The 26,478-nt window shown below is 56.4% G+C and carries 29 protein-coding genes and 1 tRNA gene; 16 read left to right on the top strand and 14 right to left on the bottom strand.

The genetic code is table 11. The features are described 5' to 3' along the window. Positions 1-42 precede the first annotated feature (42 nt). Together AC2FIC_RS02640 and AC2FIC_RS02635 are read left to right on the top strand one after the other, a co-directional pair. Positions 43-756 (top strand): ABC transporter permease, encoded by a 714-nt coding sequence (locus tag AC2FIC_RS02640; protein WP_496691035.1) that lies wholly within the window; start codon positions 43-45, stop codon positions 754-756. Next, positions 756-1,526 (top strand): ABC transporter permease, encoded by a 771-nt coding sequence (locus tag AC2FIC_RS02635; RefSeq protein ID WP_425595839.1) that lies wholly within the window; start codon positions 756-758, stop codon positions 1,524-1,526. The genes AC2FIC_RS02640 and AC2FIC_RS02635 overlap by 1 nt, the downstream gene beginning before the upstream one ends. 164 nt (positions 1,527-1,690) lie before the next feature. On the opposite strand, the gene AC2FIC_RS02630 is transcribed toward AC2FIC_RS02635, so the two are convergent. Further along, positions 1,691-1,777: transfer RNA gene (locus AC2FIC_RS02630), tRNA-Leu, on the bottom strand. A 142-nt stretch (positions 1,778-1,919) separates the two neighbouring features. Between AC2FIC_RS02630 and AC2FIC_RS02625 the strand changes: the two genes are divergently transcribed. Together AC2FIC_RS02625 and lipB are read left to right on the top strand one after the other, a co-directional pair. Beyond that, positions 1,920-2,579 carry a DsbA family oxidoreductase gene (locus AC2FIC_RS02625; protein ID WP_496678127.1) on the top strand — a complete coding sequence of 220 codons (660 nt, stop codon included), beginning with the start codon at positions 1,920-1,922 and terminating at the stop codon, positions 2,577-2,579. Positions 2,580-2,617: 38 nt separating this feature from the next. Next, positions 2,618-3,277 (top strand): lipoyl(octanoyl) transferase LipB, encoded by a 660-nt coding sequence (gene lipB, locus AC2FIC_RS02620; protein WP_496690741.1) that lies wholly within the window; start codon positions 2,618-2,620, stop codon positions 3,275-3,277. A gap of 292 nt (positions 3,278-3,569) precedes the next feature. Here lipB and AC2FIC_RS02615 read toward each other — a convergent pair whose 3' ends face one another. Further along, on the bottom strand, positions 3,570-4,496 hold the full coding sequence (locus AC2FIC_RS02615; RefSeq protein WP_282021359.1) for a cation diffusion facilitator family transporter: 927 nt from the start codon (positions 4,494-4,496) through the stop codon (positions 3,570-3,572). Positions 4,497-4,577: 81 nt separating this feature from the next. Between AC2FIC_RS02615 and AC2FIC_RS02610 the strand changes: the two genes are divergently transcribed. Beyond that, the gene (locus tag AC2FIC_RS02610) at positions 4,578-4,991 is read left to right on the top strand and encodes a MerR family transcriptional regulator (RefSeq protein ID WP_281972282.1); all 414 of its coding nucleotides are present in this window, start codon (positions 4,578-4,580) and stop codon (positions 4,989-4,991) included. Between the two features lie 15 nt (positions 4,992-5,006). Here AC2FIC_RS02610 and AC2FIC_RS02605 read toward each other — a convergent pair whose 3' ends face one another. Then, positions 5,007-5,426 carry an HIT family protein gene (locus AC2FIC_RS02605; protein ID WP_496690742.1) on the bottom strand — a complete coding sequence of 140 codons (420 nt, stop codon included), beginning with the start codon at positions 5,424-5,426 and terminating at the stop codon, positions 5,007-5,009. An 81-nt stretch (positions 5,427-5,507) separates the two neighbouring features. Beyond that, positions 5,508-6,263, bottom strand: a complete 756-nt coding sequence (locus tag AC2FIC_RS02600) for a glutathione S-transferase family protein (RefSeq protein WP_496690743.1) — start codon at positions 6,261-6,263, stop codon at positions 5,508-5,510. Between the two features lie 188 nt (positions 6,264-6,451). On the opposite strand from AC2FIC_RS02600, the gene ctaD reads away from it, so the two are divergent. The 3 genes from ctaD to AC2FIC_RS02585 all read left to right on the top strand — a co-directional run bounded on the left by ctaD (position 6,452) and on the right by AC2FIC_RS02585 (position 9,400). Then, a complete protein-coding gene (ctaD, locus tag AC2FIC_RS02595) occupies positions 6,452-8,125 on the top strand; it encodes a cytochrome c oxidase subunit I (RefSeq protein WP_142634476.1) in 1,674 nt (557 codons plus the stop codon). A 139-nt stretch (positions 8,126-8,264) separates the two neighbouring features. Further along, on the top strand, positions 8,265-8,864 hold the full coding sequence (locus tag AC2FIC_RS02590; protein ID WP_496690744.1) for a 2-hydroxychromene-2-carboxylate isomerase: 600 nt from the start codon (positions 8,265-8,267) through the stop codon (positions 8,862-8,864). Between the two features lie 44 nt (positions 8,865-8,908). Beyond that, positions 8,909-9,400: a DUF2244 domain-containing protein gene (locus AC2FIC_RS02585; protein WP_496690745.1), complete on the top strand. Its 492-nt coding sequence runs from the start codon at positions 8,909-8,911 to the stop codon at positions 9,398-9,400. A 21-nt stretch (positions 9,401-9,421) separates the two neighbouring features. Here AC2FIC_RS02585 and AC2FIC_RS02580 read toward each other — a convergent pair whose 3' ends face one another. Next, positions 9,422-9,901, bottom strand: a complete 480-nt coding sequence (locus AC2FIC_RS02580) for a GatB/YqeY domain-containing protein (protein ID WP_142634482.1) — start codon at positions 9,899-9,901, stop codon at positions 9,422-9,424. Positions 9,902-10,085: 184 nt separating this feature from the next. Between AC2FIC_RS02580 and carA the strand changes: the two genes are divergently transcribed. Continuing rightward, positions 10,086-11,252 carry a glutamine-hydrolyzing carbamoyl-phosphate synthase small subunit gene (gene carA, locus AC2FIC_RS02575; RefSeq protein WP_496691036.1) on the top strand — a complete coding sequence of 389 codons (1,167 nt, stop codon included), beginning with the start codon at positions 10,086-10,088 and terminating at the stop codon, positions 11,250-11,252. A 73-nt stretch (positions 11,253-11,325) separates the two neighbouring features. Next, positions 11,326-13,197 (top strand): glycosyltransferase, encoded by a 1,872-nt coding sequence (locus AC2FIC_RS02570; RefSeq protein ID WP_496690746.1) that lies wholly within the window; start codon positions 11,326-11,328, stop codon positions 13,195-13,197. Positions 13,198-13,200: 3 nt separating this feature from the next. On the opposite strand, the gene AC2FIC_RS02565 is transcribed toward AC2FIC_RS02570, so the two are convergent. Then, positions 13,201-13,848, bottom strand: coding sequence for a GntR family transcriptional regulator (locus AC2FIC_RS02565; protein ID WP_142634488.1), 648 nt, complete (start codon positions 13,846-13,848; stop codon positions 13,201-13,203). A 99-nt stretch (positions 13,849-13,947) separates the two neighbouring features. On the opposite strand from AC2FIC_RS02565, the gene AC2FIC_RS02560 reads away from it, so the two are divergent. From AC2FIC_RS02560 to AC2FIC_RS02550, 3 genes are all read left to right on the top strand, one after another. Next, entirely contained in the window at positions 13,948-14,592 is a 645-nt protein-coding gene (locus AC2FIC_RS02560) for a pyrimidine 5'-nucleotidase (protein WP_142634490.1), read from the top strand. Between the two features lie 85 nt (positions 14,593-14,677). Next, the gene (locus AC2FIC_RS02555) at positions 14,678-14,926 is read left to right on the top strand and encodes a hypothetical protein (RefSeq protein ID WP_271946430.1); all 249 of its coding nucleotides are present in this window, start codon (positions 14,678-14,680) and stop codon (positions 14,924-14,926) included. A 74-nt stretch (positions 14,927-15,000) separates the two neighbouring features. Further along, a complete protein-coding gene (locus tag AC2FIC_RS02550; protein WP_496690747.1) occupies positions 15,001-16,197 on the top strand; it encodes a UbiH/UbiF family hydroxylase in 1,197 nt (398 codons plus the stop codon). Between the two features lie 10 nt (positions 16,198-16,207). Here AC2FIC_RS02550 and AC2FIC_RS02545 read toward each other — a convergent pair whose 3' ends face one another. After that, positions 16,208-17,335, bottom strand: coding sequence for an aminotransferase class V-fold PLP-dependent enzyme (locus tag AC2FIC_RS02545; RefSeq protein ID WP_496690748.1), 1,128 nt, complete (start codon positions 17,333-17,335; stop codon positions 16,208-16,210). Positions 17,336-17,564: 229 nt separating this feature from the next. Here AC2FIC_RS02545 and hutC point away from each other — a divergent pair, with 229 nt between their 5' ends. After that, positions 17,565-18,266: a histidine utilization transcriptional repressor HutC gene (hutC, locus tag AC2FIC_RS02540; RefSeq protein ID WP_142634498.1), complete on the top strand. Its 702-nt coding sequence runs from the start codon at positions 17,565-17,567 to the stop codon at positions 18,264-18,266. 7 nt (positions 18,267-18,273) lie between these two features. Here hutC and AC2FIC_RS02535 read toward each other — a convergent pair whose 3' ends face one another. Together AC2FIC_RS02535 and AC2FIC_RS02530 are read right to left on the bottom strand one after the other, a co-directional pair. Further along, positions 18,274-18,732, bottom strand: coding sequence for an Lrp/AsnC family transcriptional regulator (locus AC2FIC_RS02535; protein WP_496690749.1), 459 nt, complete (start codon positions 18,730-18,732; stop codon positions 18,274-18,276). After that, positions 18,729-19,184 carry an Lrp/AsnC family transcriptional regulator gene (locus AC2FIC_RS02530; protein ID WP_271946422.1) on the bottom strand — a complete coding sequence of 152 codons (456 nt, stop codon included), beginning with the start codon at positions 19,182-19,184 and terminating at the stop codon, positions 18,729-18,731. Before AC2FIC_RS02530 ends, AC2FIC_RS02535 begins: the two co-directional genes overlap by 4 nt. 132 nt (positions 19,185-19,316) lie before the next feature. Between AC2FIC_RS02530 and ilvC the strand changes: the two genes are divergently transcribed. Then, a complete protein-coding gene (gene ilvC / locus AC2FIC_RS02525; protein ID WP_142634504.1) occupies positions 19,317-20,339 on the top strand; it encodes a ketol-acid reductoisomerase in 1,023 nt (340 codons plus the stop codon). Positions 20,340-20,378: 39 nt separating this feature from the next. Here ilvC and AC2FIC_RS02520 read toward each other — a convergent pair whose 3' ends face one another. Continuing rightward, on the bottom strand, positions 20,379-20,723 hold the full coding sequence (locus tag AC2FIC_RS02520) for a hypothetical protein (RefSeq protein WP_142634506.1): 345 nt from the start codon (positions 20,721-20,723) through the stop codon (positions 20,379-20,381). Between the two features lie 77 nt (positions 20,724-20,800). Here AC2FIC_RS02520 and AC2FIC_RS02515 point away from each other — a divergent pair, with 77 nt between their 5' ends. Beyond that, positions 20,801-21,709, top strand: coding sequence for a DMT family transporter (locus tag AC2FIC_RS02515; RefSeq protein ID WP_496690750.1), 909 nt, complete (start codon positions 20,801-20,803; stop codon positions 21,707-21,709). Here the strand turns inward: AC2FIC_RS02515 and glmM are convergent. From glmM to AC2FIC_RS02495, 4 genes are all read right to left on the bottom strand, one after another. After that, positions 21,706-23,049 (bottom strand): phosphoglucosamine mutase, encoded by a 1,344-nt coding sequence (gene glmM / locus AC2FIC_RS02510; RefSeq protein ID WP_496690751.1) that lies wholly within the window; start codon positions 23,047-23,049, stop codon positions 21,706-21,708. The genes AC2FIC_RS02515 and glmM overlap by 4 nt on opposite strands. Before the next feature lie 35 nt (positions 23,050-23,084). Next, complete coding sequence (folP, locus tag AC2FIC_RS02505) at positions 23,085-24,083, bottom strand: dihydropteroate synthase (RefSeq protein ID WP_496690752.1); 999 nt, start codon at positions 24,081-24,083, stop codon at positions 23,085-23,087. Beyond that, a complete protein-coding gene (locus tag AC2FIC_RS02500; RefSeq protein ID WP_496690753.1) occupies positions 24,080-25,000 on the bottom strand; it encodes a dihydroneopterin aldolase in 921 nt (306 codons plus the stop codon). Before AC2FIC_RS02500 ends, folP begins: the two co-directional genes overlap by 4 nt. A gap of 100 nt (positions 25,001-25,100) precedes the next feature. After that, on the bottom strand, positions 25,101-26,429 hold the full coding sequence (locus tag AC2FIC_RS02495) for a multicopper oxidase family protein (protein WP_496690754.1): 1,329 nt from the start codon (positions 26,427-26,429) through the stop codon (positions 25,101-25,103). Between the last annotated feature and the right edge of the window lie 49 nt (positions 26,430-26,478).

The raw sequence follows: 26,478 nt of genomic DNA, 5'->3' as shown, positions 1-26,478 counted from the left end.
GTCGTGGAAGCTATCCTCGAAAGCCTGGGTTTGGCCCAAAGCATGGAGTTGCTTGCCCTTAGTCCTCCGGGATGGGGCGGCAACCTTCTGCGTGGCCTCGCTAACTCGTTGCAGATCGCTTTTGGAGCGTTCGGGTTCGGGTTGATCATCGGGCTTTTCGGGGCCTATGGAAAACTATATGGCGGGCCGGTCACACGTGACCTGCTCGGCATATATACGACTGTAATGCGCGCCGTGCCTGAATTGGTGCTGATCCTGATCCTGTATTACGTCGGGACCGACCTGATCAATCAGGCCGCGCAGGCAATGGGGTATGACCGCGTCGAAATCAGCGGCGTCGTTGCCGGCATCTGGGTTTTGGGCATCGTTCAGGGCGCCTATGCGACCGAGGTTCTCAGGGGCGCAATCAAAGCGGTTCCAACCGGACAGATCGAAGCCGCCCGCGCCTATGGCATGCCCTCGCTGCTGCTGATGCGGCGGGTGACAATTCCCGCGATGATGTCTTTTGCCACGCCTGGATTGGCCAATCTGTGGCTCATTGCAACTAAAGATACGGCCCTGCTGGCCATTGTCGGCTTTAGCGAATTGACGCTGGAGACCCGTCAGGCCGCGGCCAGCACCCGCGCCTATTTCACCTTCTTCCTTGCTGCAGGTGCCTTGTACTTGATCGTCACGCTTTGTTCCGGTGTCGTGTTCGCGCGTATCGAGAAATGGGCCCGTCGTGGGCAGCCTTCGCTGAAGGGAGGAAGCCGATAATGGACTGGCGAGCACTCATGCAGCCGCATCGGATCGTGCTGATGGCACTTTTTGCTGCTTTCGTTATCTGGTGCGCCGTCTCACTGCGCTGGGATTGGATTCCAACCTATGCCCCGCTGGCGCTTGAAGGTCTGTGGAGGACCATTTGGCTGTTGGCCGTCACCTGTGTGCTTGGGTTCTTGCTCGCCGTTCCACTGGGTCTCGCTCAGGCGATTGGGCCCTGGTATCTGTCGGCACCGGCAAAAGTGTTCTGCACCGTCATTCGCGGCACCCCAATTCTTCTGCAAATCTGGCTGTTGTACTATGGGCTTGGATCGCTTTTCCCTCAGATTCCATGGATACGCGGCAGCGAGCTGTGGCCCTATCTGCGACAGGCTTGGCCCTATGCGGTTCTGGCCCTGACCTTGTCGTACGCAGGCTACGAGGGCGAAATCATGCGCGGTGCCTTTGCCAGCGTTAAGAAGGGTCAACTCGAAGCGGCGCAATCCTTTGGCATGCCTCGGTTTACCATGTTCCGCAGGATCTGGCTGCCTCAGGCCATTCGCAGCGTGCTGCCGACACTAGGCGGTGAGACGATCCTACAGCTGAAAGCAACCCCGCTGGTGGCGACGATAACAGTGGTTGAGATCTACGCTGTGTCGTCAAGAATTCGGGCGGACACCTTTGTTGTCTATGAGCCGCTGCTGCTGTTGGCACTGATCTATCTGATCATTGCAGGCATTATCACACTGATCTTCCGCCGTATTGAGCTGCAGGTCCCTGCCCGGTAACGCAACGCCGGACACCTAAGAAACCTGACACCTGGTCAGAATCCTGGCTGCCAGCGCCTTTACCTTGCTTAACAGCGGGCGGCTGGCGACCGGCTTTGACACGTCGACTGAACGCACCGAAGGCGTCGCGAATTTCGGCCTAAAAAGAATGAAATCCAATGACTTGGTGCGGTCGAGAAGACTCGAACTTCCACGGGTGTTACCCCACAGCGACCTCAACGCTGCGCGTCTACCAATTCCGCCACGACCGCACTGTTAGTGACTTGGTAGTGGGGCGTATAGACCTTGATGATCAAGATGTGAAGAGGCAAAAATCACGTTGGTTTGAATTCCCATTCGGCGCTCTTATCTTTAACAGGTTGTCGTCCAAATGACCCCGTCAGGAGCCCCGCCATGACCTCGCCCGACCCTCGCCCCATCGTTCAGATCGACATAGTCTCGGATGTGGTTTGCCCCTGGTGCATTGTTGGATTCCGGCAGTTGGATCTGGCGCTCAAACAGCAAAATATTCTGGCAAAGCTGCGCTGGCATCCGTTCGAATTGAACCCAAACATGGCGTCCGAGGGTCAGAACCTGCGTGAGCACATTGCCGAGAAATACGGCTCCTCGACGGAACAAAGCCAAGCGATGCGGGATCGATTGACGCAAATCGGGGCTGACTTGGGCTTTACCTTCGCCTTTGATGAAGAAAGTCGCATCGTAAACACATTTGCTGCACATCAGCTTCTTGACTGGGCTGAGGCTCAGGGTCGCCAGCATCCACTGAAACTGGCTTTGTTCGAGGCCTATTTCACCAAGCAAATGGACGTTTCGAATATTGAAGTTCTGCTTGAGGCCGCGGAAACTGCCGGTCTGGATCGGAATGCTGCGCGCAGGGTGCTTGAATCAGGTGCTCATGCCGCGCCGGTTCGAGAGAAGCAGCAATACTGGACCGGTCGCGGTATTTCCGGCGTTCCCGCAATGGTGTTTGGCGGAAAGTATCTGCTGACTGGGGCGCAGGGGGCGGACACCTATGCGCAGGTCCTGCAGCGCTGTTTGACCGAAGCAGCCTAGGTCTTTCCATCCATGCATCCAGCCGCTAAGGAGCCGACATGGAATGGAAGATTACTGACGGATTGACCGACTATGATGAGGCCATCGCCTTTATGGAGGCGCGCGTGGCCGATATCGCGGCGGGTGAGGCGGATGAGTGTATCTGGCTACTTGAGCACCCTGCCCTGTACACAGCGGGCACTTCAGCCAAGGTCGAAGACCTGAAAGACCCGGACAGATTTCCAGTCTATACGTCAAAACGCGGTGGTGAATACACCTATCATGGTCCGGGGCAGCGCGTTGCTTATGTCATGCTGGACCTGAACAAACGCGGCAGGGATCTGCGCAAGTTTGTAAAGCAGCTTGAGAATTGGGTGATCGCAGCTTTGGCCGAGTTCAACGTGACCGGGCAAATCCGCGACGGCCGTGTTGGTGTCTGGGTGCAACGGGATGACAAGCCGCTGACGCCAGCAGGCGAAAAAGCCGAGGACAAAGTCGCGGCGATCGGCCTGCGATTGCGTAAATGGGTCAGCTTTCACGGCATCTCGATCAATGTCGAACCGGATTTGAGCCATTTCTCTGGGATCGTACCCTGCGGCATCTCGAACCATGGCGTGACTTCTCTGGTCGATCTGGGTCTTCCGGTCGCGATGGATGATGTGGACAACGCGCTTAGAAAAACCTTCGCTGAGGTTTTTGGACCCGCGGGGGCGGATTAACTCGGATCACGAATCGAAAAACAGCCCGGCACCGACTACAATCCAGCCGTCAGATCCGCTCTGTTTCAAAATTTGGAAACAATTCCCGATTGGTCCGTCTGGTTTCCGACGGAATCTAGATAAATTTCACAAATATGAATACTTGGGTCCCATTAACGCCTAGTATGGATTTACCGTTCTAGAGTGAGTGGTGTGTTAAGCCGGTGATCGCAGGTATACCCTGGGAAAACAGGTAAGTGTTTTGGTTACGAGTCTGCCGTTCCGACCCCAAATCGGAACGGCAATTTCTTTTTTAGTGCTCGTGTTTGTCATGTCCAAACCGGGCCGGATGGCCACAAACCTCTTCCCCACTTTCAATTTCAAGCGTTGCATGGCCAATCCCGAACTGATCCTGCAGCGCATTCTTGATGGTTGTGGAAAGCCACCTGGCATCTTCGTCTGCGTGGCTGGTCGCAACCACATGTGCAGTCAGGGCAGGTTCGTGCTCCTGCATACTCCACAGATGAACGTGATGGACCGAAACAACGCCCTCGGTGGCCTCGATCATCGAAGCGACCTCTTCTGGGTCAAGGTCGGATGGTGCACCCAACATCAAGACGTGAATGGTTTCGCCAATTTCAGATTTCACATGCCAAAGGATGTAGACCGAGATCAGAATAGTTACGGCGGGATCCACCCATGTCCAGTTGAACACGATGACCAAGGTTCCGGCGACGATCACTGCCAACGAGCCCAATGCATCTGCCACATTGTGCAGAAAGGCCGCCCTGATATTCATACTGTCCTTTGCCATCGAATAGGTCAGGGCAGCCGTGATCAGATCGACGATCAGGGCCAGCGCTGCGATCCAGACGACGATCCAGCCATTCACCGGTTCGGGCTCGATAAACCGCATGACACCTTCGTACATCAGATAAACGGCAAGAACGACAAGAGTGGTGTAGTTAACAAGAGCGGCCACAACCTCTGCCCGACCATAACCAAAGCTCATCCGTGGATCTGCCGGGCGTCGCGCAATCTTACGAGCGAAAAACGCGATGATCAGCGCGATGGCATCTGAAAAATTATGCAAGGCATCTGCGATCAAGGCCAGTGAGCCAGACAAAATGCCCCCCACTATTTGTGCAAGCGTCAATACCATATTGACGCCGATCGCTCCGACCACCCTCCGGTCACCGGCATTCGGATCAATGTGAGAGTGGGTGTGGTTATGTGACATGGCAGATCAGATCCTTGTTTTGAACTGCCATCTTATGTAATTCCTCTAGTCACTAGAGGTTCAAGAGGCAAAAAGCACAAAATGTACTCAATCGGAGATTTGTCGCGGCAAACCGGAGTCAAGGTGCCCACGATCCGTTTCTATGAGGAAAAAGGCTTGTTGGCCAAACCGTATCGGACGGCGGGCAATCAGCGCAGATATGACGAGACTGCTCTGAAACGCCTCCAATTTATCCGGCACTCGCGTGATCTGGGCCTGCCTTTGCCGGATGTCGAGGCGTTGCTTTCTTTGGAAGGGGCGCAGGGGGCGGATCTGGACCATGTTCATGAAATCGCGGATCGTCAGCTGACTGAACTGCGCAACCGGATAACATTGCTGCGCAGCCTTGAGGCCGAACTGGAACGCATCACAGCCGCCTGTGACGGCACCCACGACCATGTATGTGAAGTGCTGAACGCGTTTGGCGACCATAGCAAATGCCTTGGATCGCACTGATCCTGTAGCGGGTGATCAGGCCAGCGCGTCTTTGATTTTAGCGGCGTTTTTAGCGATCAGGTCAAAATCACCCATATTGCCCGGCGGTCGCATCGAAACGCCTTCGTGCCGCGGCAGAACGTGGAAATGCAGATGAAACACCTCTTGCCCACCTGCAGCCTCGTTGAACTGTTGGATGGTGACACCATCCGCACCAAACGCCGCTTTCACCGCCTGTGCCATCTTCTGAACCGTTGAGATCACAGAAGCAAGCTGTTCTGGGCTGGCATCCAGCACGTTGCGACAAGGCGTTTTCGGGATCACCAGCAGATGCCCGTCCGTGCGCGGCATGATGTCCATGAAGGCCAGTGTGTCGTCGTCTTCATAGACCCGGTTTGCAGGGATTTCACCACGCAGGATCTTGGCGAAAATGTTATCGGGATCATAGGCAGACATACTCGGCCTCCGTTTGGACGTTTTTCATGAGGTGTTTGTGCGGTGCCGCACCTTGGCGGTCAAGACGCAATGCACATGCGATCAGAGCGACAAAGGTGTTTCCAGAAAATCGCGGTATACCCTGTCCCGATGCAACAGCAAACCTGCCGAAAGAGTATCCCGTACAGGATCGGATATATGCTCGAAAACCCTTCGGGTACTCAGCCGCATAGCACACAACTCTTCCGGCAACGGTGCGAACAAAGCCATGAAGGCAGCGCAATAAATATCTGCTGCAGTGAGCGTGTTGCCAAACAGAAAATCACCACTTTCTGTGAGCTTGCTACTGACGCGTTTCAATATCCCATCAGCGCGATCGGCAGCCATTTCACCTGCTTCTGTATCATAGCCGTATTTCTTGCCAAGATAGTCGGCAATCTTGGGATGGAACCCACCTTCTTGGCCTCGCATACAAGCATGGATTTGCTGAAGCCGCCTTTGCCAGCCCAATCCATTTGGGGCCGCAAGTAAGTCAATGAAGGCGAGAATGTCGGGCGCCATTGATGCTGGCAACAAATCTGGCTCAGGCGCGATTCGTTGTGCCAAGGCGACAATATCGGCCGTTTCGGAAAGCGGTGCCTCATCTTTCCAGAACACAACCGGTGCGCTGTCCGTTTGCGCCCAGATGGTCTGCGCCCGGTCCTGATGGTCCAGATAAACTGGCAGCCAAGGCAGACGCTTTACGTGAAAAATACCCTTTGCGGCTTCGCTCCAAGGGCTTGGCACACCTCCGACAACGATCATGCGTAGCCCGGTGGCCGCCTGAGCCTTTTCGGTCGTCACGTAGTTCAGAACCATCCGGTCTCCTCCATTTGCCGAAAGTTGTGCTCTTTTTCGAAGCCCTGCAACCGGCACCCGCGACAATTAATCTTGATCCAGATCAAACTCGACCATTGAAGGTCGCCCCCACGCAATCTAAAACCAGCAGGAATCCCGCGCGTTGGAGAGGTCCGACAGCGCGGTGTAGTTGCAACAGGAGGCACCTAATGGCAGACGCAGCCATTCATGGTCACGACCATGAAGACCAGCGCGGGTTCTTTACCCGCTGGTTCATGTCGACCAACCACAAGGACATCGGGATTCTGTACCTGATCGTCTCGGCCCTGGCCGGTCTAATCTCGGTTCTGATGACTGTTATCATGCGGATCGAATTGATGGAGCCCGGGGTACAGCACATGTGCATGGAAGGGTTCCGCTTGTTCGGCAGCGGTGCCGAGCTCTGTACTCCGAACGGGCATTTGTGGAACGTGATGATCACCTATCACGGTGTTCTGATGATGTTCTTCGTGGTCATCCCTGCCCTATTCGGCGGATTTGGCAACTATTTCATGCCGTTGCAGATTGGCGCACCGGACATGGCGTTCCCGCGGATGAACAACTTGTCCTTCTGGCTCTATGTCGCCGGTACTTCGCTGGGCGTGGCCTCGCTGCTGAGCCCCGGTGGTAATGACCAGCTTGGTTCGGGCGTCGGCTGGGTTTTGTACCCGCCGCTGTCGACGAGCGAGGGCGGCATGTCCATGGACCTTGCGATCTTTGCCGTGCACGTATCGGGCGCCTCCTCGATCCTCGGCGCGATCAACATGATCACCACCTTCCTGAACATGCGTGCCCCGGGCATGACCCTGTTCAAGGTGCCGCTGTTCAGCTGGTCGATCTTCATCACCTCGTGGCTGATTCTTCTGTCGCTGCCGGTTTTGGCGGGCGCGATCACCATGTTGCTAATGGACCGCAACTTTGGTTTCACCTTCTTTGATCCGGCCGGTGGTGGTGATCCGATCCTGTATCAGCACATCCTGTGGTTCTTTGGCCACCCAGAAGTGTACATCGTGATCCTACCTGGATTTGGCCTTATCAGCCACATCATCGCGACCTTCTCGCGCAAGCCAGTCTTCGGTTACCTGCCGATGGTTTGGGCACTTATTGCGATCGGTGTACTGGGCTTTGTCGTGTGGGCACACCACATGTACACAGTCGGCATGTCGGTCCAGCAGCAAGCCTACTTCATGCTGGCAACGATGGTCATCGCGGTTCCTACCGGCGTTAAGGTCTTCTCGTGGATCGCAACCATGTGGGGCGGCTCGATCGAGTTCAAGACACCGATGCTGTTTGCCTTCGGCTTCCTCTTCCTGTTCACCGTTGGCGGTGTGACCGGTGTGGTTCTGTCGCAGGCTGGTATCGACCGCGCCTATCACGACACATATTATGTGGTTGCACACTTCCACTATGTGATGTCGCTGGGCGCTGTGTTTGCGATCTTTGCTGGGATCTATTTCTACTTCTCCAAGATGACAGGCCGTCAGTATTCAGAGTTCTGGGGCAAGGTTCACTTCTGGCTGTTCTTCATCGGCGCCAACCTGACCTTTTTCCCGCAGCACTTCCTGGGCCGTCAGGGCATGCCACGTCGCTACATCGATTATCCCGAAGCGTTCGCGCAGTGGAACTATGTCTCGTCGATTGGCGCCTTTGTATCCTTCGCCTCGTTCCTGCTGTTCTTTGGTATCGTGTTTTACGCCTTGTTCCGTGGCGCACGTGAGACCCGGAACAACCCGTGGAACGAATACGCGGATACGCTGGAATGGACCCTGCCCTCGCCGCCGCCCGAACACACGTTCGAGCAGCTGCCCAAGCAAGAAGACTGGGACAAGGGCCACGCGCACTGATCCCTCTGAACCAACAGAAAACCCCGCCAACTTGGCGGGGTTTTTCATTTCTAAGTGGCGTGCCACCGGAAATTCGCCAGATCGGTCAAAATAGGGTACTCTGGTAAAGGCAAAACAATCGGCAACCCCGAGGGTTCACATGCCCGATCTTGATTTCTGGTACTCTATCGGAAGCACCTACAGCTTTCTGACGATCATGCGCCTGGACGATTGGTGTTCTGAACACGATGCGTCCGTCACATGGCGGCCGTTCAATGTACGCACAGTTATGTCGCAGCAGAAGAACATCCCCTTTGCAGGGAAACCCGTCAAATCCGCCTATATGTGGCGCGACATTGAGCGTCGGGCGGCTAAGTACCATATGCACGCCCAGCTTCCTGCGCCCTACCCCATTTCTGACCTTGCCTTGGCAAATCAAGTAGCGCTGTTAGGAATGGAAGAAGGCTGGGGCAAGAACTTTACGCAAATTCTATATCGGATCTGGTTCGAAGAAGGTGTAGAGGCCGGCAGCGAAACCGCCCTGTCCGAAGCGCTACATCGCAATCAGCAGGATCCCCGACTGATCCTGTCCCGCGCGCGCAGCCCCGACATTGTCGCCGCACTTGAGGCGGAAACACTACGCGCAATTAAGCTGGGCATTTTTGGCGCCCCAAGCCTGGTTGTGGGGAACGAAGTCTTTTGGGGGGATGATCGGCTGGACGATGCCCTATCGTGGGCCCGCGTCGGGCACGTCATCTGAATTTTCAGCGTCGACTCGGACGCGCTTTGGGCTATCTTCCGGCCATGCCCTACAGATGGAATCAAACCACCACTTCAGAACTTGAATTGCGCCTGTGGCCGCATAACTCACTGCCGCGTCCTTGGGCGGTGCGAGTTGTGTTTGGGGTCTTTCTGTTCGGGCTGATCCCACTTTTGGCCGTGCTTGGCTCGGCCTTGCTTTGGGGGTTGCTGCCCTTCCTGCTGCTAACAGTTATTGGCCTTTGGCTGGCGCTCCGGTCAAACTATCGGGCCCGTAGCATATTCGAAGTCCTGACTCTGACCGGGACACAGGCGCATCTGATACATCATGACCCGCGACAGGGGCAGCAGGAATGGGCCTGTAATCGCTATTGGGCCCGCCCCGAGATCCATCAGAGCGGCGGCCCGGTTCCGAACTACGTCACCCTCAAGGGTGAAGGTCGCGAAGTCGAAATCGGCGCATTCCTGTCCGAGGAAGAGCGGATTGCGCTTTACGATGACCTCAAAGAAAAACTGCGCGAACCAGTCGCGCAGTAAACTTTCAGCATGTCACGGCAGTCAGCCGCTGGCAGCCGCACAAAGCTGATCTTTGACCATGGGCCCAACTTTCCCAAAGTCCATCTGGCCAGTATAGCGTGTCTTGAGCTCGCCCATGACCTTGCCCATATCCCGGATCGACCCGGCACCAGTGGCCGTAATCGCTGATTGGATGGCTTTCGTCACCTCATCGTCGTCCAGTTGCTCGGGCAGGAATTCTTCTATGACTTCTATCTCGCGCAGTTCACGCTCCGCCAGATCGAGGCGTCCACCCTCTTCGTAAGCACGCGCACTTTCCTTACGCTGCTTGGACATTTTCCCTAGAATTTCAAGAACTTCGGCATCACCGCAACCCTTGGCTTCCTCGTTGACCGCAGCACGAGACGCGATATCCCGGTCCTTGATTGCTGCATTGATCAGACGTAGGGTCGACAGACGCTCGGCGTTCTTGTCTTTCATTGCTTGCTTCAGGGCGGAATTCACCCGTGATCGCATATCCATTTAGTTTGTCCATCCCCATGACAAAAGGAACCCCGACCATATCGAAACAAAAAGCGTGATACAACCGGGGGTCTCAACATCTAAGTCATTGATATTGCTCAATAGCCCAAAAATTGAACACACTTGACCCAAGCGCATAACCCCCTTAGGTATGCGCCGATTTACCCTGCAGGAGAGTCGCGCTATGGCCCAGAACGCCCCGTCCAAGCCCACCGCATGTCTGGCTTTGGCCGATGGAACACTGTTCTACGGGGTCGGTTTCGGCGCCACAGGCCAGACCGTGGCCGAGCTGTGTTTCAACACCGCAATGACCGGCTATCAAGAGATCATGACCGATCCTTCTTATGCCGGGCAGATCGTGACCTTCACTTTCCCTCATATCGGAAATGTTGGCGTGAACCCCGAGGATGACGAAACCGGTGATCCTGTCGCGGCCGGAATGGTCGTCAAATGGGACCCAACCGAACCGTCCAGCTGGCGGTCTGCAGAAGAGCTGAAATCATGGCTTGCCCAGCGTGGGCGTATTGCCATTGGCGGTGTCGATACCCGCCGGTTGACCCGCGCAATTCGCCAGCAAGGCGCACCTCATGTGGCATTGGCCCATGATCCTGAGGGCAATTTTGACATCGAAGCTCTGGTTTCGGCTGCGCGTGGCTTTGCCGGGCTTGAAGGTATGGATTTGGCCAAGGAAGTGACTTGTGCGCAAAGCTATCGCTGGGATGAGATGCGTTGGTCCTGGCCAGATGGCTATAAACGGCAAGAGGCCCCAGTACATAAGGTTGTGGCACTGGATTTCGGGGCAAAGCGCAATATCCTGAGATGCCTTGCCTCGACCGGGTGCGATGTCACTGTGCTGCCCGCAACGGCCACCGCGGCTGAGGTTCTGGCCCATAGTCCCGACGGCGTATTCCTGTCCAATGGCCCCGGTGATCCAGCGGCTACGGGTGAATACGCAGTACCGATGATCAAAGAGGTATTGGACACCACCGACCTACCCGTATTCGGGATTTGCCTTGGTCATCAGATGCTTGCGCTGGCCCTTGGCGGTCAGACTGTCAAGATGAATCACGGCCACCACGGGGCGAACCACCCGGTAAAAGATCTCGAGACTGGGAAGGTGGAAATAACGTCTATGAACCATGGGTTTGCGGTAGACGCTCAAACCCTTCCCGACGGTGTCGTTGAGACTCATCGTTCGTTGTTTGATGGTTCAAACTGCGGAATTCGCATGACGGATCGACCGGTCTATTCGGTACAGTACCACCCAGAGGCATCTCCGGGCCCACAAGACAGCTTCTACCTGTTCGAGCGGTTCTCGCATGCGATGGCCGCCCGGAAGGCACAGGCATAATCATACAGTCTTAACGGCCTATTAACCTTAATCGCTCCACCCTGACGCAGATTACCACGTCTGGGTTGATTGAATGGTTGAACTGAACCTGCAGCATTTCGCATCGGCCGCGCCGATTTCTACAACGGTGCGCAAGCCTTTGGGGGCTTGCCTGATCGACCGCGGGCTACTTTCGAACCATCAGTTGCAAAAAGCCCTGCACCTGCAATCCAGACAAAATGTTGCACTGGGCGAAATCCTGGTCGGCGAAGGCTGGGTAGATCGGTCCGAGGTTCTGACGGCGCTGTCTGAACAAACAGGATTGCAGATCGCGGACCTGGATCTGCATCCACCAAATCCGGACCTTTGCAAAACCCGCCCCGCCAGCTTTTGGCTGGATCACAACATCATTCCCTGGATGCGCATCGGTCCCATTCTGCTGGTCGCTACCGCCAATCCCGATCAATTCGACGCAGTTCGCAAGCAGTTGGCAAAGGAAAAGCAAACGATCATACCCGTGCTTGCCGATGCGGACCGGATCGACGATGCAATCGCCAGCATTTTCTCGGAAAGCCTTGCTGAAAAGGCTGAAACCCGTGTGGCAATAGCTCAGAGTTGCCGATCCTGGACTCGGCACTCGCGTATTGGGCCGATTGCCATAGTGCTTGGCCTCGCCACACTGTTCCTGGCGCAACCCATTCCGGGGCTGCTGGCTCTGGTCGTTTTGGCCGTAACGTCGCTTGTATTATTCCTGACATTGCGACTGGCGGGATTGCTCTCGTTTCTGTGTTACAAAGGAAAACGCCACAGTCAGACCGCCACCACGCTTCCTCTTCGACTGCCTCGCGTTTCCATTATGGTCCCTTTGTACAAAGAGCGAGAGATTGCTGGCGCTCTGATCCGCCGATTGCGACGTCTGACATATCCCAAAGCTCTTTTGGACGTCATTCTGGTTTTGGAAGAAACGGATATGGTAACCCGTGCAACCCTGGCCAAAATCGAGCTGCCCTGTTGGATCCGCACGATCGAAGTACCGGCACTAAGCGGGCTGACGACAAAACCGCGCGCGATGAACTATGCGCTGGATTTCTGCCGTGGTGACATTCTAGGCGTTTGGGATGCCGAGGACGCCCCTCTTCCCGATCAAATCGAACGCATCGTCGGACATTTCACCCAAGCCAGTGAAGACGTCGTCTGCTTGCAAGGCGTTCTGGATTATTACAACCCGCGCACCAACTGGCGGTCTCGCTGCTTTACCATCGAGTATAACAGTTGGTTTCGGGTCATTCTGCCTGGCATTGCCCGGTTGGGACTGGTGGTTCCACTTGGTGGTACAACCTTTTTCTTTCGTCGCGAAAAGCTGTTGGAACTGGGCGGTTGGGATGCCCATAATGTGACCGAAGACGCGGATCTGGGCGTCCGCCTCAGCCGCGCGGGTTATCGGACCGAGATGGTTGATACCGCCACTTTCGAAGAAGCAAACTTTCGGGCCTGGCCTTGGGTCAAACAGCGTTCACGATGGCTCAAGGGCTTTATGGTCACATATCTTGTCCACATGCGCTCGCCGATCCATCTGCTGAAAGAGCTGGGTGTGCTGCGCTTCCTTGGGCTTCAGGCGTTTTTTCTGGGCACCGTCGGACAATTCCTGCTGGCCCCGGTTTTGTGGCTGTTCTGGCTTACCACATTCGGATTGGCCAGCCCGCTGGATCCCGTCATTCCGGGCAAGGTCATGACCATACTGATAGCTCTATTCGTATTTGCAGAGATCACGAATGTGACCATCGGGATACTGGCTGTCTCTGCCCGTGAAAGACGGTTTCTGATGCCGTGGGTGCCGACAATGCCGTTGTATTTCCCCTTGGGTGTGCTGGCAGCTTACAAAGCCCTTTGGGAATTGGCTATCAACCCGTTCTTCTGGGACAAAACCCAACACGGTCAAGCTAGTGAAGAAGCCTTCGACATGTGACCGTCAGCTTTCGCGACGAACCGCATCCTGCTTGAGACGCGTCATGAAAGCGACCGAGATATGCTCTTTCAACGCACGTTCCGCGGCTTGCTCGTCACGGGCGGCAATAGCCTCGACGATGCCTTTGTGTTCACTTTGCGCGATCTCACCGCGCCCGGAAACCGCAAGCGATGTCGTTGCCATCAAGGCCATTGTACGGTGCACAAGGTTCAGCTGTTGCACCAAATAGCGGTTGTGCGAGGCCAGATGGATCTGTTCGTGAAACCGCCGGTTCGCCCGAGACAGGGCGTTTGGATTGTCCACCAGCGCATCATCTTCGGCAACCATTTCCTGCAGCACCTTGATCTCTTCCTCGGTCGCGTGCTTGGCGGCCAAACTTGCAGCGAGACCTTCAAGTTCACGGCGAACGACATATAGCTCTGCCATCTGATTGTGGTCCAATGAGGCCACAATCAGCGAACGCCCGTCGCGTTCAAGCAAGGATTGGGTCTCTAACCGCTGCAACGCCTCGCGGATTGGCGTGCGCGAAACACCGAACCTTTCGGCCAGCTCGCTTTCGACCAGCCTGTCACCGGGCTTGTAGATGCCCACATCAATCGCTTCGAGAATAAGGCTGTAGGCGTCGCTGTTGGACTGCTTGGATTGGGGCATCTTTTGTTTTTCTCCTCGTTCGGACATGTCTATCCGTCTGCAGTGCGCACAATCAAGTACTGCATTGAAAACCTGCGCTGCGCGGCTTAAACGGCAGGCATGGTCAAACCTGCCTTCAGCCATGTCTCCCAATGGGTGTTCGATCTGGACAACACCCTGTACCCGCCGCATATGCGCCTGTTCGATCAGATCGAGGTGCTGATGACGGATTATGTGGTCCAGGCCATCGGCGTCGACCGGGCCGAGGCCGACCGGCTGCGATCCCATTACTGGCGCGAATATGGCACCACGCTGGCCGGGCTGATGGCCGAACATGATCTGGATCCCGACCCTTACCTGCATGCCGTGCATCAGGTGGATATGAGCCATATGGACCCGGACGTGGATCTGGCGGCACATATTCGTGCTCTGCCCGGGCGCCGCATTGTCTATACCAATGGCAGCGCGCCCTATGCCGAACGCGTCCTTGCGGCGCGTGGCCTCAGCGGTTTGTTCGATGCCATCTATGGGGTCGAGCATGCGGGATACCGTCCTAAACCCGAGAAGGCCGCATTCCAGGCCATCTTTGCGCAAGACGGAATCAAAGCAGAAAAAGCGGCCATGTTCGAAGACGATCCGCGCAATCTGGCGGCCCCGCATGAGATGGGGATGCGCACGGTTCATGTCGCGCCCGAACCGCACATGGCCGATCACATCCACCACCATACAGACGACCTGACCGCCTTTCTGGCCCGCCTGCGATAGGCTGTCACACTGCGACGATCTGCACGTACTGCGACCCGGGCGCCGCCCCTATATCCCAACTGCGACGAACAGAACGGAGACCCAGATGTCCGCAATCGAAATGCCCCCGCGCTCACCCATCTGGCAGCGCCTGCTATTTGCTGTTCCTCTGTTTGGCTGGATGGCGCGCGATGCGGCCGATGCAGATGGGGACGACTGGTATTACACCGCCGCCGCCATCTTCAGCATGTGGGGCTGTTCAGTGATGCTGTTTGGCTTGCCGGGCCTGTATATCCCCGCCGTCGTGATGGTGCCCGTGATATTCCTGATCCTCATCCTGATCTCGCGCGGCTGACCTGCGAGACAGGATGTCACTTGGCGCAGGCAGCGGAACCGCTCTAGGGTCGGCTCAGAACCAAAGAGGGCGCCATGAACGACGAGTGTGACATCCTGATATCCGGCGGCGGAATTGCCGGTTTGACCGCGGCGGCGGCCTTTGGCGCGGCTGGATTCAATGTGGTCTGCGTTGATCCCACCCCTCCTGTGACCCAGCGGGACGTGGACGGATCGGATTTACGGACTACCGCGTTTTTGCAACCAGCCCACGGTCTTTTGGAACAATGCGGGCTGTGGGAAAAACTCGACGCGCATGCCGCCCCTCTTCAGATCATGCGGATTGTGGATGCAGGCGGAGATGTGCCCGAGCCGCGCGTGGTGCGCGACTTCAATGCCGCGGATATCTCGGACCAGCCCTTTGGTTGGAACCTGCCAAACTGGCTCTTGCGGCGCGAAATGGTGGCCCGTCTCGCTGAACTGCCCAATGTCGAATTTCGCCCCGGAACGGGCACCGTCAGCTTGTTCACCCGTACAGCCGAAGCCCGCGTTGGCCTGAGCGACGGGACGCGCATCCGCTGTAAACTGGTGATCGCCGCAGATGGTCGCAACTCGCCCATGCGAGAGGCCGCCGGGATCAACGTGCACACCACGCGCTATGGGCAAAAGGCGTTGGCCTTCGCGGTTACACACTCGATCCCGCATCAGAACGTCTCGACCGAGATTCACAGGTCCGGCGGCCCGTTCACGCTAGTTCCACTGCCCGACTGGCAGAGTCAGCCCTCGTCCGCGATTGTATGGATGGAGCGTGGCCCGCGCGCGGTAGAGCTGTTGAACACCGATCCGGAAAGTTTTGAAGCGCTGATGACCGAACGGTCCTGTGGGTTGTTCGGTCCGTTGAAACTGGCTTCACGCCGAACAATCTGGCCGATCATCAGCCAATCGGCAGAGCGCCTTTCGGGCGAACGCGTGGCCCTGATGGCCGAAGCCGCCCATGTCGTGCCCCCCATCGGTGCGCAGGGGCTGAACATGTCCTTGGGTGATCTGCGATGCCTGCTGGATTTGGCACAGGCCCGTCCCGAGGGCCTGGGTGACGCGCAGATGTTGGATGCCTATCACAAAGCGCGTCATACCGAGATCGAGGCCCGGGTCAAGGGTATCGACTTGCTGAACCGCGCCTCGATGATCGAAGCGCGGCCTTTACGGGACATACGTGCAATGGGGTTGAACGCGCTGTATTCGCTGCCGACCGTGCGCAAGACGCTGATGCAGATGGGCCTCGGCGTCCGCTAAAGCCCGATGGTCACAAAACCTGGTCCAGCACGCGCTTTAGACGCGCGATTGTGCCGTCAACATCGTACAGCTTGTCCAGACCGAACAGGCCCAGACGGAAGGTGCTGAACCCGTCTGGCTCATCACATTGCAAGGGTACACCAGCAGCGATCTGCATGCCCAGGGCGGCGAATTTGCTGCCGTTCTGGATATTGGGATCCGAGGTATAGCTGACCACCACACCCGGCGCACCAAACCCATCGGCAGCGACAGAAACAATGCCCTTCTCCTTCAGCATTGCCCGTACACCGTCCCCCAATGCCCACTGGGCGTCACGCAGTTTGTCAAAGCCATAGTCTCGAGTCTCAGCCATCGTGTCGCGGAAGGCTTTCAGCGCATCTGTTGGCATCGTGGCGTGATAGGCGTGACCGCCATTTTCATAGGCTTGCATGATCTGACGCCATTTCTTCAGGTCGACGGCAAAACTGTCCGAAGTCGTCTCCTCCAGCCTTGCCTCAGCCTGTTCGGACAGCATGACAAGACCCGCGCAAGGCGATGCGCTCCACCCTTTCTGAGGGGCCGAGATCAGGACATCCACACCCGTCGCCTTCATATCCACCCATGCGCAGCCCGAAGCGATGCAATCCAGAACCATCAGCGCCCCAACCTCGTGGGCTGCGGCTGCCATCGCCGAAATATAGTCGTCGGGCAGAATGACCCCGGCCGCCGTTTCGACATGCGGCGCAAAGACAACATCCGGGCGCCCATCGCGGATCGTTTCGATGACTTCCTCGATCGGAGCAGGCGCAAATGGGGACGTTGCCGAGTTGCCGGTCTGGCGCGCCTTCAGAACTGTTGCCGACGCCGTCAACCCACCGGACTCGATGATCTGGCTCCACCGATAAGAAAACCAGCCATTCCTGACCACCAGAACATTGGCATTGCGGGCAAACTGGCGCGCGACTGCTTCCATTGCATAGGTACCACCGCCCGGGATAACGGCCACACCGTCAGCGTTGTAAACGCCTTTCAGCATCTCAGAGATGTCGCGCATCACATGCTGAAACTGAACCGACATGTGATTAAGCGAGCGATCGGTGAAGACGACCGAAAACTCCTCTAACCCATTGGGGTCAATTTTGTCCAAAAGCGGGGGCATTGGTATTCCTTTCAAATTCCACGAAACGAGCGGGTGTTCGCAACTTCGCTCACTGCCTCTCAGTTATTACTGAAAATTGACCCAACGGAACCCGGTTTCCTAAGAAAATTTTAACGCCTCAAAGACCCTATCGACAACTAATGACGCCAAACAGTGTCAGCAACCCTTTACACCCCTACGTGTTTCTGACCAGATACATACACTTTGGAGAAGAAAGGTATTTTCACTCGTGACTGCGCATAAGCGGATCAGTTTTCAGTTTGTACGTGACGAAGTAAAACGACGAATAGAAACCAGAGTTTGGCCACAGGGGTCGGTGCTGCCGACAGAAACCCAGTTGGCAGAAGAATTTAATTGTGCCCGTGCCACGGTAAATCGTGCTTTGCGGGAACTGGCAGATCAGGGCTTCGTTGAAAGAAAACGTAAAAGCGGAACGCGGGTCAAAAAAGAACCCAGCAAACACGCAAAACTGGAGTTTTCCCTGACCCGACTGGATGTCGAGGGGCAGAACTCCACCTATCGTTATGCGCTGGTCGAGCGTAATATCGTCTCCAGCCCCGGATGGCTTGCCTCTCAGTTAAGCGTCTCGCAAGAAGCGCGTGTTTTGCATATTGTCTGCATGCACTATGCAGACAACCGGCCGTTTCAACTGGAAGAGCGCTGGATCAATATCGATGCTGTTCCAGAAGTGGAACATGCTGACCTCGACACCAAAGGCCCGCATGAGTGGCTGTTGCACGCCGCCCCCTTCACCGATGCTGAAGTCGCCTTTTGCGCGATTTCGGCAGATGGACGGCTGGCTGAATTCATGGGGACAACCTCGGGGACGTCCATGATCCAATTAGAGCGCACGACATGGAAAGACGGGCAGCCAATTACCTTTGCGCGCATGACACATCATCCCGGATATTACATCCGCACTAGGTACTGAAACGGGCCTAGCCGATAGGCCCGGGTAGCCTCTCTTCGCTCAGCAATACATTGGCTTCGACATCTCCGGCCCCGGGCAAAGTCATTATCCGGCGGCGCAGAACACGTTCAAAGTCCGAGAGATCCCGTGCCACGACGCGCAAACGGTAATCATAGAGGCCCAACACATGTTCAACGGTTTGAACCTCGGGGATCGCACTGACGGCACGTTCGAAATCTTCAAGGCTGACCTGACCTTTCCGCGCTAACTTGACCCCCAGAAAAACTGTCACCCCAAACCCCAACGCTTCTGCATTCAAACGCAGGTGGCGCCCCTTTATGATCCCCGTCGTTTCAAGCCTCCGGATACGGCGCCACATCGCGGGCTGAGACAGGTCAAATCTACGCCCCAAGGCACCCGCGCTTTGCGTTGCATCCTGGATCAGAGCGCGCAGAATTTTGCGGTCGAGCTCATCCAATTCGGTCATAGCGGCAGCACCTCGTCGCTTTTGACCCGCGCGATATGCATCAATGCCTCGATATCTGCGATATGCGGTAAAGTCAGGATACGGTCACGATACAGCTGCTGGTAATGTGCCATATCCTTGGCAAGCACAGATAAGCGCACATCCACACGGCCCAAAAAGGTCTGAATCTCGATCACCTCGGGAACCTCACGCGCGACACCCATGAACTCGTCGAATGCACGCGGTTGGGTCTTATCCAGCGTCACCCGCAATGAAACCTCGACTGCATATCCCAATGCGGCCCAGTCAATGATCGCCTCTTGGGCTTGAATAATCCCGGCCTCTTGCATTTTTTCGATACGTCGCCAGCAGACACTTGTGCTGATGCGACAAAGCTCGGCCAACTCAGCGGTTGTCAGCGTCGGGTCGGCCTGGAAATGACGCAGAAGCCTGCGGTCAACATCATCAAGCATGATTTTTTCTTTTTTACTATACTTCAAGAATAGATACTCGAGTTATCCTTGATAATTCAAGGATAACAGTATCGCTATCCTTGGAAAATCGCCTTAAAACCCACAGCAATCGAAACAGAAAGGACCAGCATCATGCGCGTCTATTACGATCGCGATTGCGACATCAACCTGATCAAAGATAAAAAAGTGGCCATCCTGGGTTATGGCAGCCAGGGTCATGCACACGCGCTGAACCTGCGCGACTCGGGCGCGAAGAATCTGGTCGTTGCCCTGCGCGAAGGCTCGCCTTCGGCTAGGAAAGCCGAAGCCGAAGGCCTGGCGGTCATGGGCATTGCAGAAGCGGCAGCCTGGTGTGATGTCATCATGTTCACCATGCCCGATGAATTGCAGGCCGAAACTTACAAGAAATACGTGCATGACAACATCAAGCCGGGTGCTGCGATTGCGTTCGCCCACGGCCTGAATGTTCACTTTGGCCTGATCGAACCGAAAGCAGGCGTAGACGTCATCATGATGGCCCCCAAAGGCCCCGGCCACACCGTCCGTGGTGAATACACCAAAGGTGGCGGCGTTCCCTGCCTTGTGGCTGTTGACACTGACGCAACCGGCAAAGCGCTGGAAATCGGTCTGTCCTATTGCTCGGCCATCGGTGGCGGCCGTTCGGGCATCATCGAGACCAACTTCCGCGAAGAATGCGAAACCGACCTGTTCGGTGAACAGGCGGTTCTGTGTGGTGGTATCGTCGAGCTGATCCGCTGCGGCTTTGAAACTCTGGTCGAGGCTGGTTATGCACCCGAAATGGCCTATTTCGAGTGTCTGCACGAAACCAAGCTGATCGTGGACCTGATCTATGAAGGCGGAATCGCCAACATGGATTACTCGATCTCGAACACTGCTGAATACGGTCAGTACGTCACTGGTCCGCGCATCCTGCCTTATGAGCAGACCAAGAAGGCAATGAAAGAGACCCTGTCGGACATCCAGAGCGGCAAGTTCGTACGCGACTTCATGCTGGAAAATGCTGTGGGTCAACCCACCATCAAAGCCTCGCGCCGTTCCAATGACGAGCACCAGATCGAAGTGGTCGGCAAAAAGCTGCGGGACATGATGCCCTGGATTTCGGCCGGTAAACTGGTCGATCAGGAAAAGAACTGATCCTATCGTGACGCCGCCCCCCGGGGCGGCGTCATTCATTTAATGGGCGTCAAAAATTTCTATCGACGGCCCGCCAACAATATCCACATGGGTATACATCGGGTTCGAATGCTGCTCGAACCGCACCGGCTTGTCGACAACCACCGAGGGCCATTTCCCGGGCTTCTGACAGAGGAAGATGTTGAGCAGCAAATGGCTGGGATTGATCCCCTGCGGATTGGCGATAACCAACATGGGCTCGACCCCTGGATTACCAACCGTGACAATGCCCGTCACAATCAACCTAGCGGGCCCCGGAGGCATCTTGTTGTTCCAAGCATACCAATCTCGTGAAGCCACATCGTCTCCGGGCTGGCAAACAGCATTCACTTCTTTGTAGTCCATAATTTGTCTCCAAATTCTTTTTCCAATACCCCTACAATACCACACTCGCAGCTAATTGTGACGAAGCAGGCAATACCATGAGCGAACCCTCTGAAATCACCAATAAAAACTGGCTTATGGTCGCTGTACTTGGCTTCATCTGGGGCGGCACATTTATGGTCGTGGCCATCGCGCTCGAAGGGTACGGGCCCGTCACAGTAGCAACAGCGCGCACGACTCTGGGCGCGCTCACCCTTATACTGCTGATGGGGGCGACGGGTCGCAAATTGCCAACAACCACGCGGGGCCTTTGGCCTTCAATCATCGTGATCGGCATTCTGTCGACGGCCCTACCTTTTTTGCTGCTCAGCTGGGGCCAGCAATATGTTCCGTCCGCCTTTGCGGGCCTGTCGATGGCGGCCATCCCGTTGATGGTGTTGCCACTGGCACATTTCTTTTCAGATGAGCCCCTCAACGCGCGGCGTTTTGTTGGCGTATCACTTGGATTTGCAGGCGCACTGGTGCTGATTGGCCCTGGCCTTGCACAGCTTGGTCAAGGTGCGGAACCACTGGCACAGCTGGCATGTATTGGTGCTGCACTGTGCTATTCCTGCGCTTCTATATTCACGCGCAGATGCCCTCCGGTCGATCCGGTTGTTCTGGCTGCGCTCACTTTGCTGGTCGGCGCGGCGATCTTGTTGCCCATCATGCTGGTAACCGAAGGGGTGCCAAATTGGCATGGCGCACGGCCTAGCCTCGCCATAATCGCATTGGGCCTTGTTCCGACCGCCTTTGCCACGTTGTTGCGCGTCTCGATTATTCGCAGCGCCGGGTCTGTTTTTCTGACGCTGGTCAACTACCAGGTTCCGATATGGTCGATGGTATTTGGCGCGTGGATTCTGTCCGAGGCATTGCCGATACGGTTTTACGTTGCTCTGGCGATGATCCTGACCGGGCTAGCGATCAGCCAGTGGTTCAGCCTGCGCAGAATGCTTGCCGGTCGCTAGCCTGCAACCGCCGCGACCTCAGCAACGATACTGTCAACGACTTGGGCCAACAGCTGATCATCTTCACACTCCGCCATGACGCGGATCAGAGGTTCAGTGCCGGATTTACGGATCAGTAATCGGCCTTTTCCTTTCAGACGCTCTTCGGCATCCGAGATTGCGGCTTTCACACCAGTTGTTTCCAGCGGGGCCTGCCCCTCGCCATAGCGCACGTTCTTCAACAGTTGCGGTACTGTTTCGAACTGAACCGACAGTTCGGATGCGTTGCGCCCGGAATGTACCATTTCAGCCAGGAAATGCAGGCCCGCCATGAGGCCATCGCCTGTGGTGGCATAATCGCTCATGACGATGTGGCCAGATTGTTCACCACCCAGGTTGAAATCTCCTTCACGCATCCGCTCGACTACATAGCGGTCGCCTACGGCCGTTCTTTCAAGCCTGAGCCCCTGCGAACCGAGATGGCGTTCGAGACCAAGGTTGGACATGACTGTCGCGACCAAAGCGCCGCCGCGCAAGCGGTCTGCCTTGGCCCAAGAGGTCGCTAACAACGCCATCAACTGATCGCCGTCGGCCACGTGTCCGTGCTCATCCACGATCACAACCCGATCGGCATCACCATCCAGGCAGATCCCGACATCGGCCCCGTGCGCCACCACTGTTTCAGCTGCAAGCTGAGGTTTGGTCGAACCGCAATTCAGGTTGATATTCTTACCGTTAGGAGATGTGCCTACAGGAATGACCTCGGCCCCAAGTTCCCACAAAACTTCGGGCGCAGTGCGGTGCGCGGCGCCATTGGCGCAATCCACCACCACTTTGAGACCGTCCAGTCTAAGATCGCGGGATAGCGAAGATTTCACCCGCTCGCCATAGCGAAACCGCGCATCGTCTACCCGGCGGGCCCGACCGATATTTTGCGCCTGCGCAGGCTTAACCCCTTCTTCGATCAGCCGTTCGATTTCAATTTCCGCCTGATCCGACAGCTTGAAGCCATCAGGCCCGAAAAACTTGATCCCGTTGTCTTCGGCGGGGTTGTGACTGGCCGAGATCATCACGCCCAGATCGGCGCGCATTGACCGCGTCATCAGGCCGACAGCCGGCGTTGGAACTGGTCCCAGCAGCAAAACATTCATCCCGGTCGAGGTCAGCCCCGCCGTCAGCGCGTTTTCCAGCATATACCCAGACAGGCGCGTATCCTTGCCAATAACAACACGGTGCACGCCGGATTGGTCACGTCGGAAGTACCGCCCAACCGCGGCCCCCATGCGCAGGGCCATCTCAGCCGTGATCGGATGCGTATTGGCGGTGCCACGCACCCCATCGGTTCCGAACAGCTTGCGCATTGGTATCTCTCCGTAAATTCTTGCTTGCGACCGGATTACCGGACGGCGGCCCATAGACGCAAGGCCTGAGCGGTTTCAGCGACGTCATGAACACGAAGGATCTGCACACCCTGTGCCAATCCGGCCAGCCCCACGGCGATAGATCCCGGCGCACGGGCATCTTTGCCGGGTTCTTTGCCTATCTGACCAATAAACCCCTTTCGGGACACGCCCAGCAGGATCGGACACCCCAAACCGTGAAACAGGCTGAGATTCTGCAGAAGGATAAGATTGTGCTTTTCGGTTTTGCCAAATCCTATGCCCGGGTCGATAACGATCTGGTCCCGGCTCATGCCGAGGTCTTCAAGAAAACCAACCTGCCCATGTAGGAAGTCATAAACATCCAGCAAAACATTGTCGTAAGTCGGGTCATCCTGCATCGAACCGGGATCGCCCTGCATGTGCATCACGCAGACAGGGGCTCCGACCTGGGCACAGAACGGCGCAAGGTCCGGATCGAAGGTAAAGCCCGAGACGTCGTTGATCAGCCCTGCCCCGGCTTTCCAAGCGGCTTTGGCAACGGCGGCTTTGCGGGTATCTATGGAAATCAACGCATCGGTGGCCGACCTGATCGCCCTGATCAGCGGTTCGGTCCGGGCGATTTCCTCATCTTCAGGGACAAAGGTTGCACCCGGGCGTGTCGACTCGCCTCCGATATCGAGAATGCTGGCGTCCTGCAAGACCATGTCCCGAGCCGCAGCCTGTGCCGCCTCGACCGAGTTATGCACCCCGCCATCCGAGAAACTGTCCGGCGTGGCGTTGAGGATCCCCATGATCTGAGGGCAATCCATCGCAACTCCAGAAACAGCTGCCCGTGGACGTGTCAGTCGATCCAGCACATCCCCCGGAACCTGCGCAGCCGGGATGATGCACGCGGCTTCAGTCCGGTTCAGACGTTCGACATGGGTAAACCACAGCTTCTGACCGGCTAAGGTCACCGCCCCTTCAGGGCGCACCTCACCATGCTGAACCAGAGGTCGGTAGTATGCAGTCACAGATTCGCCTGACCCACCGGCACAGCGCGCAGCGGAATCTGTGGCGAGTCCGGCAGGGCGCCTCCGAAAACCAACAGCTCACTTGCTTCGAAAGTCGCGGCAAACCACGCCGCCAAAGCGACCGCGTCAGAGGGTGCGGCAGATGGCCCATCCACCGCATCAAGAACGATCTTGGACGGGGCCCAAACGCAAATCTGTCCGTTCTTCATGGCCCAATCCAATTCAGTCCGCGTGGATACGACGACACAGCGCAGGTCACGCGCGGCCAATACCCAGGCGTTTTGCTCGATGGCCAAAAGGTCGATCCGGCGTTGTGTCATGGCGTGCCCGGTTTGTGAAACGGCCATATCCGCCGCCCCAACGCATAGGATCAAGGGACGTTTCCGGTTCTCCAACTGGTCGATCCAACCGGTCAGATTGTCCGAAGCAATTGCTTCGTTTGACAGGAAGGCCAAACGCGGGTGCGGACGCTCTTCCTCGACCAGATCGTGGTGAGATGCATCTTTACCGCGCACGATCTCGACGCCCAAAGCGCCGGGTCCTCGATCCAGTTTTTCTATTCTGACAAAAGCCCTTACGGCCTGAGGCTCAAGCAAAATTCTTTCCGCAATCCGGTCTGCCAGAGTTTCCAGCAGGTTCAACCGCTCGGCTGACAGTTCAAAGGCGATAGCCTCGGTCACACGATCATATGACAAAATGCGATCAACATCATCGTCAATCGGATCGGTCAAAGGGCGCACTTCGACAACGATATTAAAGCAAATGCGTTGCGTCGTTCCGCGCTCGGCCTGAAAAGCGCCAATTTCGACCTCGACAATATGGTCCCGCAGAGAAATGCGATCCAGAGGTCCCCGCGTGGCTGTCGCTTCGGACCGCTCGGAGGGGTGCGCAAAGGCAAGACGGATTTCAGAACTCATGCGGTTGACCCTTTGGGCTTGGTGGACTTTTCGGACCTATTTACACATTGCAGGCCCTATAACACTGCAACAAGCGCCATTCCAGTCTTCGAATGCGGCGTCAGCTGACGCGAAACCAGCTCATCATTCCCGATGCTGAATGACCCAGCATGTGGCAGTGTAACAACCAGTCGCCTGGATTGTCAGCAATCAGCGCGATTTTACGGGTCTGACCCCGCCCTATCAGTATCGTGTCGCGCCAGGGGCCCAGCGTGCCGTCATCCAGGATGATGCGGAAATGGTGCCCATGCAGGTGCATAGCGTGGGGAAACGCCGTTTCATTGACAAACTCAATCTGATGAGCACTTCCCAATCGCGCATCCAGAAACGGCTCATCCGGTCGATCAGAATAGCCATTCAATGCCCAAAACCTCCCGAGTTGGGCCAATTCACGGCCTGATAGCTCGGTCTTGCCCATATTGGCGGAATCCAGCCAGCGCATGGCCCCGCCTTGCAGCGTCATGCGATGGATCGGTGCGTCGTCCAGCCGAACCTTAGGCATCTCATTTGCTGGCAAAGGGCGGATTCCAGTCCTGTTTGCCGCCGCCTGACCGGCCACCGCAAGCCGAACCAGACCGAAGCTGTCACCGCGTTCTTGACTTACAAGCCCGGCAATCTGACCCTCATCACTTTGCACATCCACGATCAGATCCATCCGCTGAGCAGGTGCAAGCGGGACGTTCCCGGAAAACGGCAAAGGGTCAACCAGAGGCATTCCATCCAAAGCGACGATCCAACCTGTCAGACCATCCAGCCCCAGATCGAATATCCTGGCATTTGCCGCATTGATCAGCCGCAGCCTCAGGCGCGCGCCGCGCGCCACTGCATATTCTGGATCAAACTGGCCATTAACTGTGACGAGATTGCCCAAACGCCCGGCGTGGCTGAGGTCGTGCTGGTTATCAAAATCTTCTACGATCTGCCCGGTTTCCGGGGCCAACCTCCAGTCGTCCAGGACAAGGGTCAAATCCTGATCCACATCAGGCAGATTATCTTCTTCGACAATCAATGGGCCGTAGAGGCCACGCGCAACCTGCTCCATGGATCGGTTATGGGCATGATACCAATATGTTCCCGCATCCGGGACCACAAAGTCATAGGTAAAACTGTGGCCAGGCTGAACAGCGTCCTGCGTCAGACCCGGGACTCCGTCCATTGCATTGACAATCCGAATGCCATGCCAGTGGATCGTAGCGGGTTGGGGTAAATCGTTTACCAATCTGCGCCGGACGCTTTGCCCTTTGCGCAGGCGAATTTCTGAACCGGGCACATTTCCACCAAAGGACCAAACCGAGGTCTCGGGGTACCCGTCAGGGGCCAGCTGTCGGGAGACGATCTGGGCAACCAAATCATCTATTGCGGCATGCACTGCCTTGGGCAACAGCAACATTGCTGTACCGGATTGCAAAATCTGTCTGCGTGATAACACCAATACGGGC

The organism is Ruegeria sp. CDSC079, from assembly GCF_059610505.1.
The sequence above is the reverse complement of the archived record's forward strand: the minus strand, read 5'-3'. Positions and strand labels throughout refer to the sequence as shown.

Bases quoted from the DNA above. Each gene is read 5' to 3' on its own strand.
- AC2FIC_RS02640 (WP_496691035.1), top strand. From the start codon at position 43: ATGGAGTTGCTTGCCCTTAGTCCTCCGGGATGGGGCGGCAACCTTCTG.
- AC2FIC_RS02635 (WP_425595839.1), top strand. From the start codon at position 756: ATGGACTGGCGAGCACTCATGCAGCCGCATCGGATCGTGCTGATGGCA.
- AC2FIC_RS02625 (WP_496678127.1), top strand. From the start codon at position 1,920: ATGACCTCGCCCGACCCTCGCCCCATCGTTCAGATCGACATAGTCTCG.
- lipB (WP_496690741.1), top strand. From the start codon at position 2,618: ATGGAATGGAAGATTACTGACGGATTGACCGACTATGATGAGGCCATC.
- AC2FIC_RS02615 (WP_282021359.1), bottom strand. From the start codon at position 4,496: ATGTCACATAACCACACCCACTCTCACATTGATCCGAATGCCGGTGAC.
- AC2FIC_RS02610 (WP_281972282.1), top strand. From the start codon at position 4,578: ATGTACTCAATCGGAGATTTGTCGCGGCAAACCGGAGTCAAGGTGCCC.
- AC2FIC_RS02605 (WP_496690742.1), bottom strand. From the start codon at position 5,426: ATGTCTGCCTATGATCCCGATAACATTTTCGCCAAGATCCTGCGTGGT.
- AC2FIC_RS02600 (WP_496690743.1), bottom strand. From the start codon at position 6,263: ATGGTTCTGAACTACGTGACGACCGAAAAGGCTCAGGCGGCCACCGGG.
- ctaD (WP_142634476.1), top strand. From the start codon at position 6,452: ATGGCAGACGCAGCCATTCATGGTCACGACCATGAAGACCAGCGCGGG.
- AC2FIC_RS02590 (WP_496690744.1), top strand. From the start codon at position 8,265: ATGCCCGATCTTGATTTCTGGTACTCTATCGGAAGCACCTACAGCTTT.
- AC2FIC_RS02585 (WP_496690745.1), top strand. From the start codon at position 8,909: ATGCCCTACAGATGGAATCAAACCACCACTTCAGAACTTGAATTGCGC.
- AC2FIC_RS02580 (WP_142634482.1), bottom strand. From the start codon at position 9,901: ATGGATATGCGATCACGGGTGAATTCCGCCCTGAAGCAAGCAATGAAA.
- carA (WP_496691036.1), top strand. From the start codon at position 10,086: ATGGCCCAGAACGCCCCGTCCAAGCCCACCGCATGTCTGGCTTTGGCC.
- AC2FIC_RS02570 (WP_496690746.1), top strand. From the start codon at position 11,326: ATGGTTGAACTGAACCTGCAGCATTTCGCATCGGCCGCGCCGATTTCT.
- AC2FIC_RS02565 (WP_142634488.1), bottom strand. From the start codon at position 13,848: ATGCCCCAATCCAAGCAGTCCAACAGCGACGCCTACAGCCTTATTCTC.
- AC2FIC_RS02560 (WP_142634490.1), top strand. From the start codon at position 13,948: ATGGTCAAACCTGCCTTCAGCCATGTCTCCCAATGGGTGTTCGATCTG.
- AC2FIC_RS02555 (WP_271946430.1), top strand. From the start codon at position 14,678: ATGTCCGCAATCGAAATGCCCCCGCGCTCACCCATCTGGCAGCGCCTG.
- AC2FIC_RS02550 (WP_496690747.1), top strand. From the start codon at position 15,001: ATGAACGACGAGTGTGACATCCTGATATCCGGCGGCGGAATTGCCGGT.
- AC2FIC_RS02545 (WP_496690748.1), bottom strand. From the start codon at position 17,335: ATGCCCCCGCTTTTGGACAAAATTGACCCCAATGGGTTAGAGGAGTTT.
- AC2FIC_RS02535 (WP_496690749.1), bottom strand. From the start codon at position 18,732: ATGACCGAATTGGATGAGCTCGACCGCAAAATTCTGCGCGCTCTGATC.
- AC2FIC_RS02530 (WP_271946422.1), bottom strand. From the start codon at position 19,184: ATGCTTGATGATGTTGACCGCAGGCTTCTGCGTCATTTCCAGGCCGAC.
- ilvC (WP_142634504.1), top strand. From the start codon at position 19,317: ATGCGCGTCTATTACGATCGCGATTGCGACATCAACCTGATCAAAGAT.
- AC2FIC_RS02520 (WP_142634506.1), bottom strand. From the start codon at position 20,723: ATGGACTACAAAGAAGTGAATGCTGTTTGCCAGCCCGGAGACGATGTG.
- AC2FIC_RS02515 (WP_496690750.1), top strand. From the start codon at position 20,801: ATGAGCGAACCCTCTGAAATCACCAATAAAAACTGGCTTATGGTCGCT.
- glmM (WP_496690751.1), bottom strand. From the start codon at position 23,049: ATGCGCAAGCTGTTCGGAACCGATGGGGTGCGTGGCACCGCCAATACG.
- AC2FIC_RS02500 (WP_496690753.1), bottom strand. From the start codon at position 25,000: ATGAGTTCTGAAATCCGTCTTGCCTTTGCGCACCCCTCCGAGCGGTCC.
- AC2FIC_RS02495 (WP_496690754.1), bottom strand. From the start codon at position 26,429: ATGTTGCTGTTGCCCAAGGCAGTGCATGCCGCAATAGATGATTTGGTT.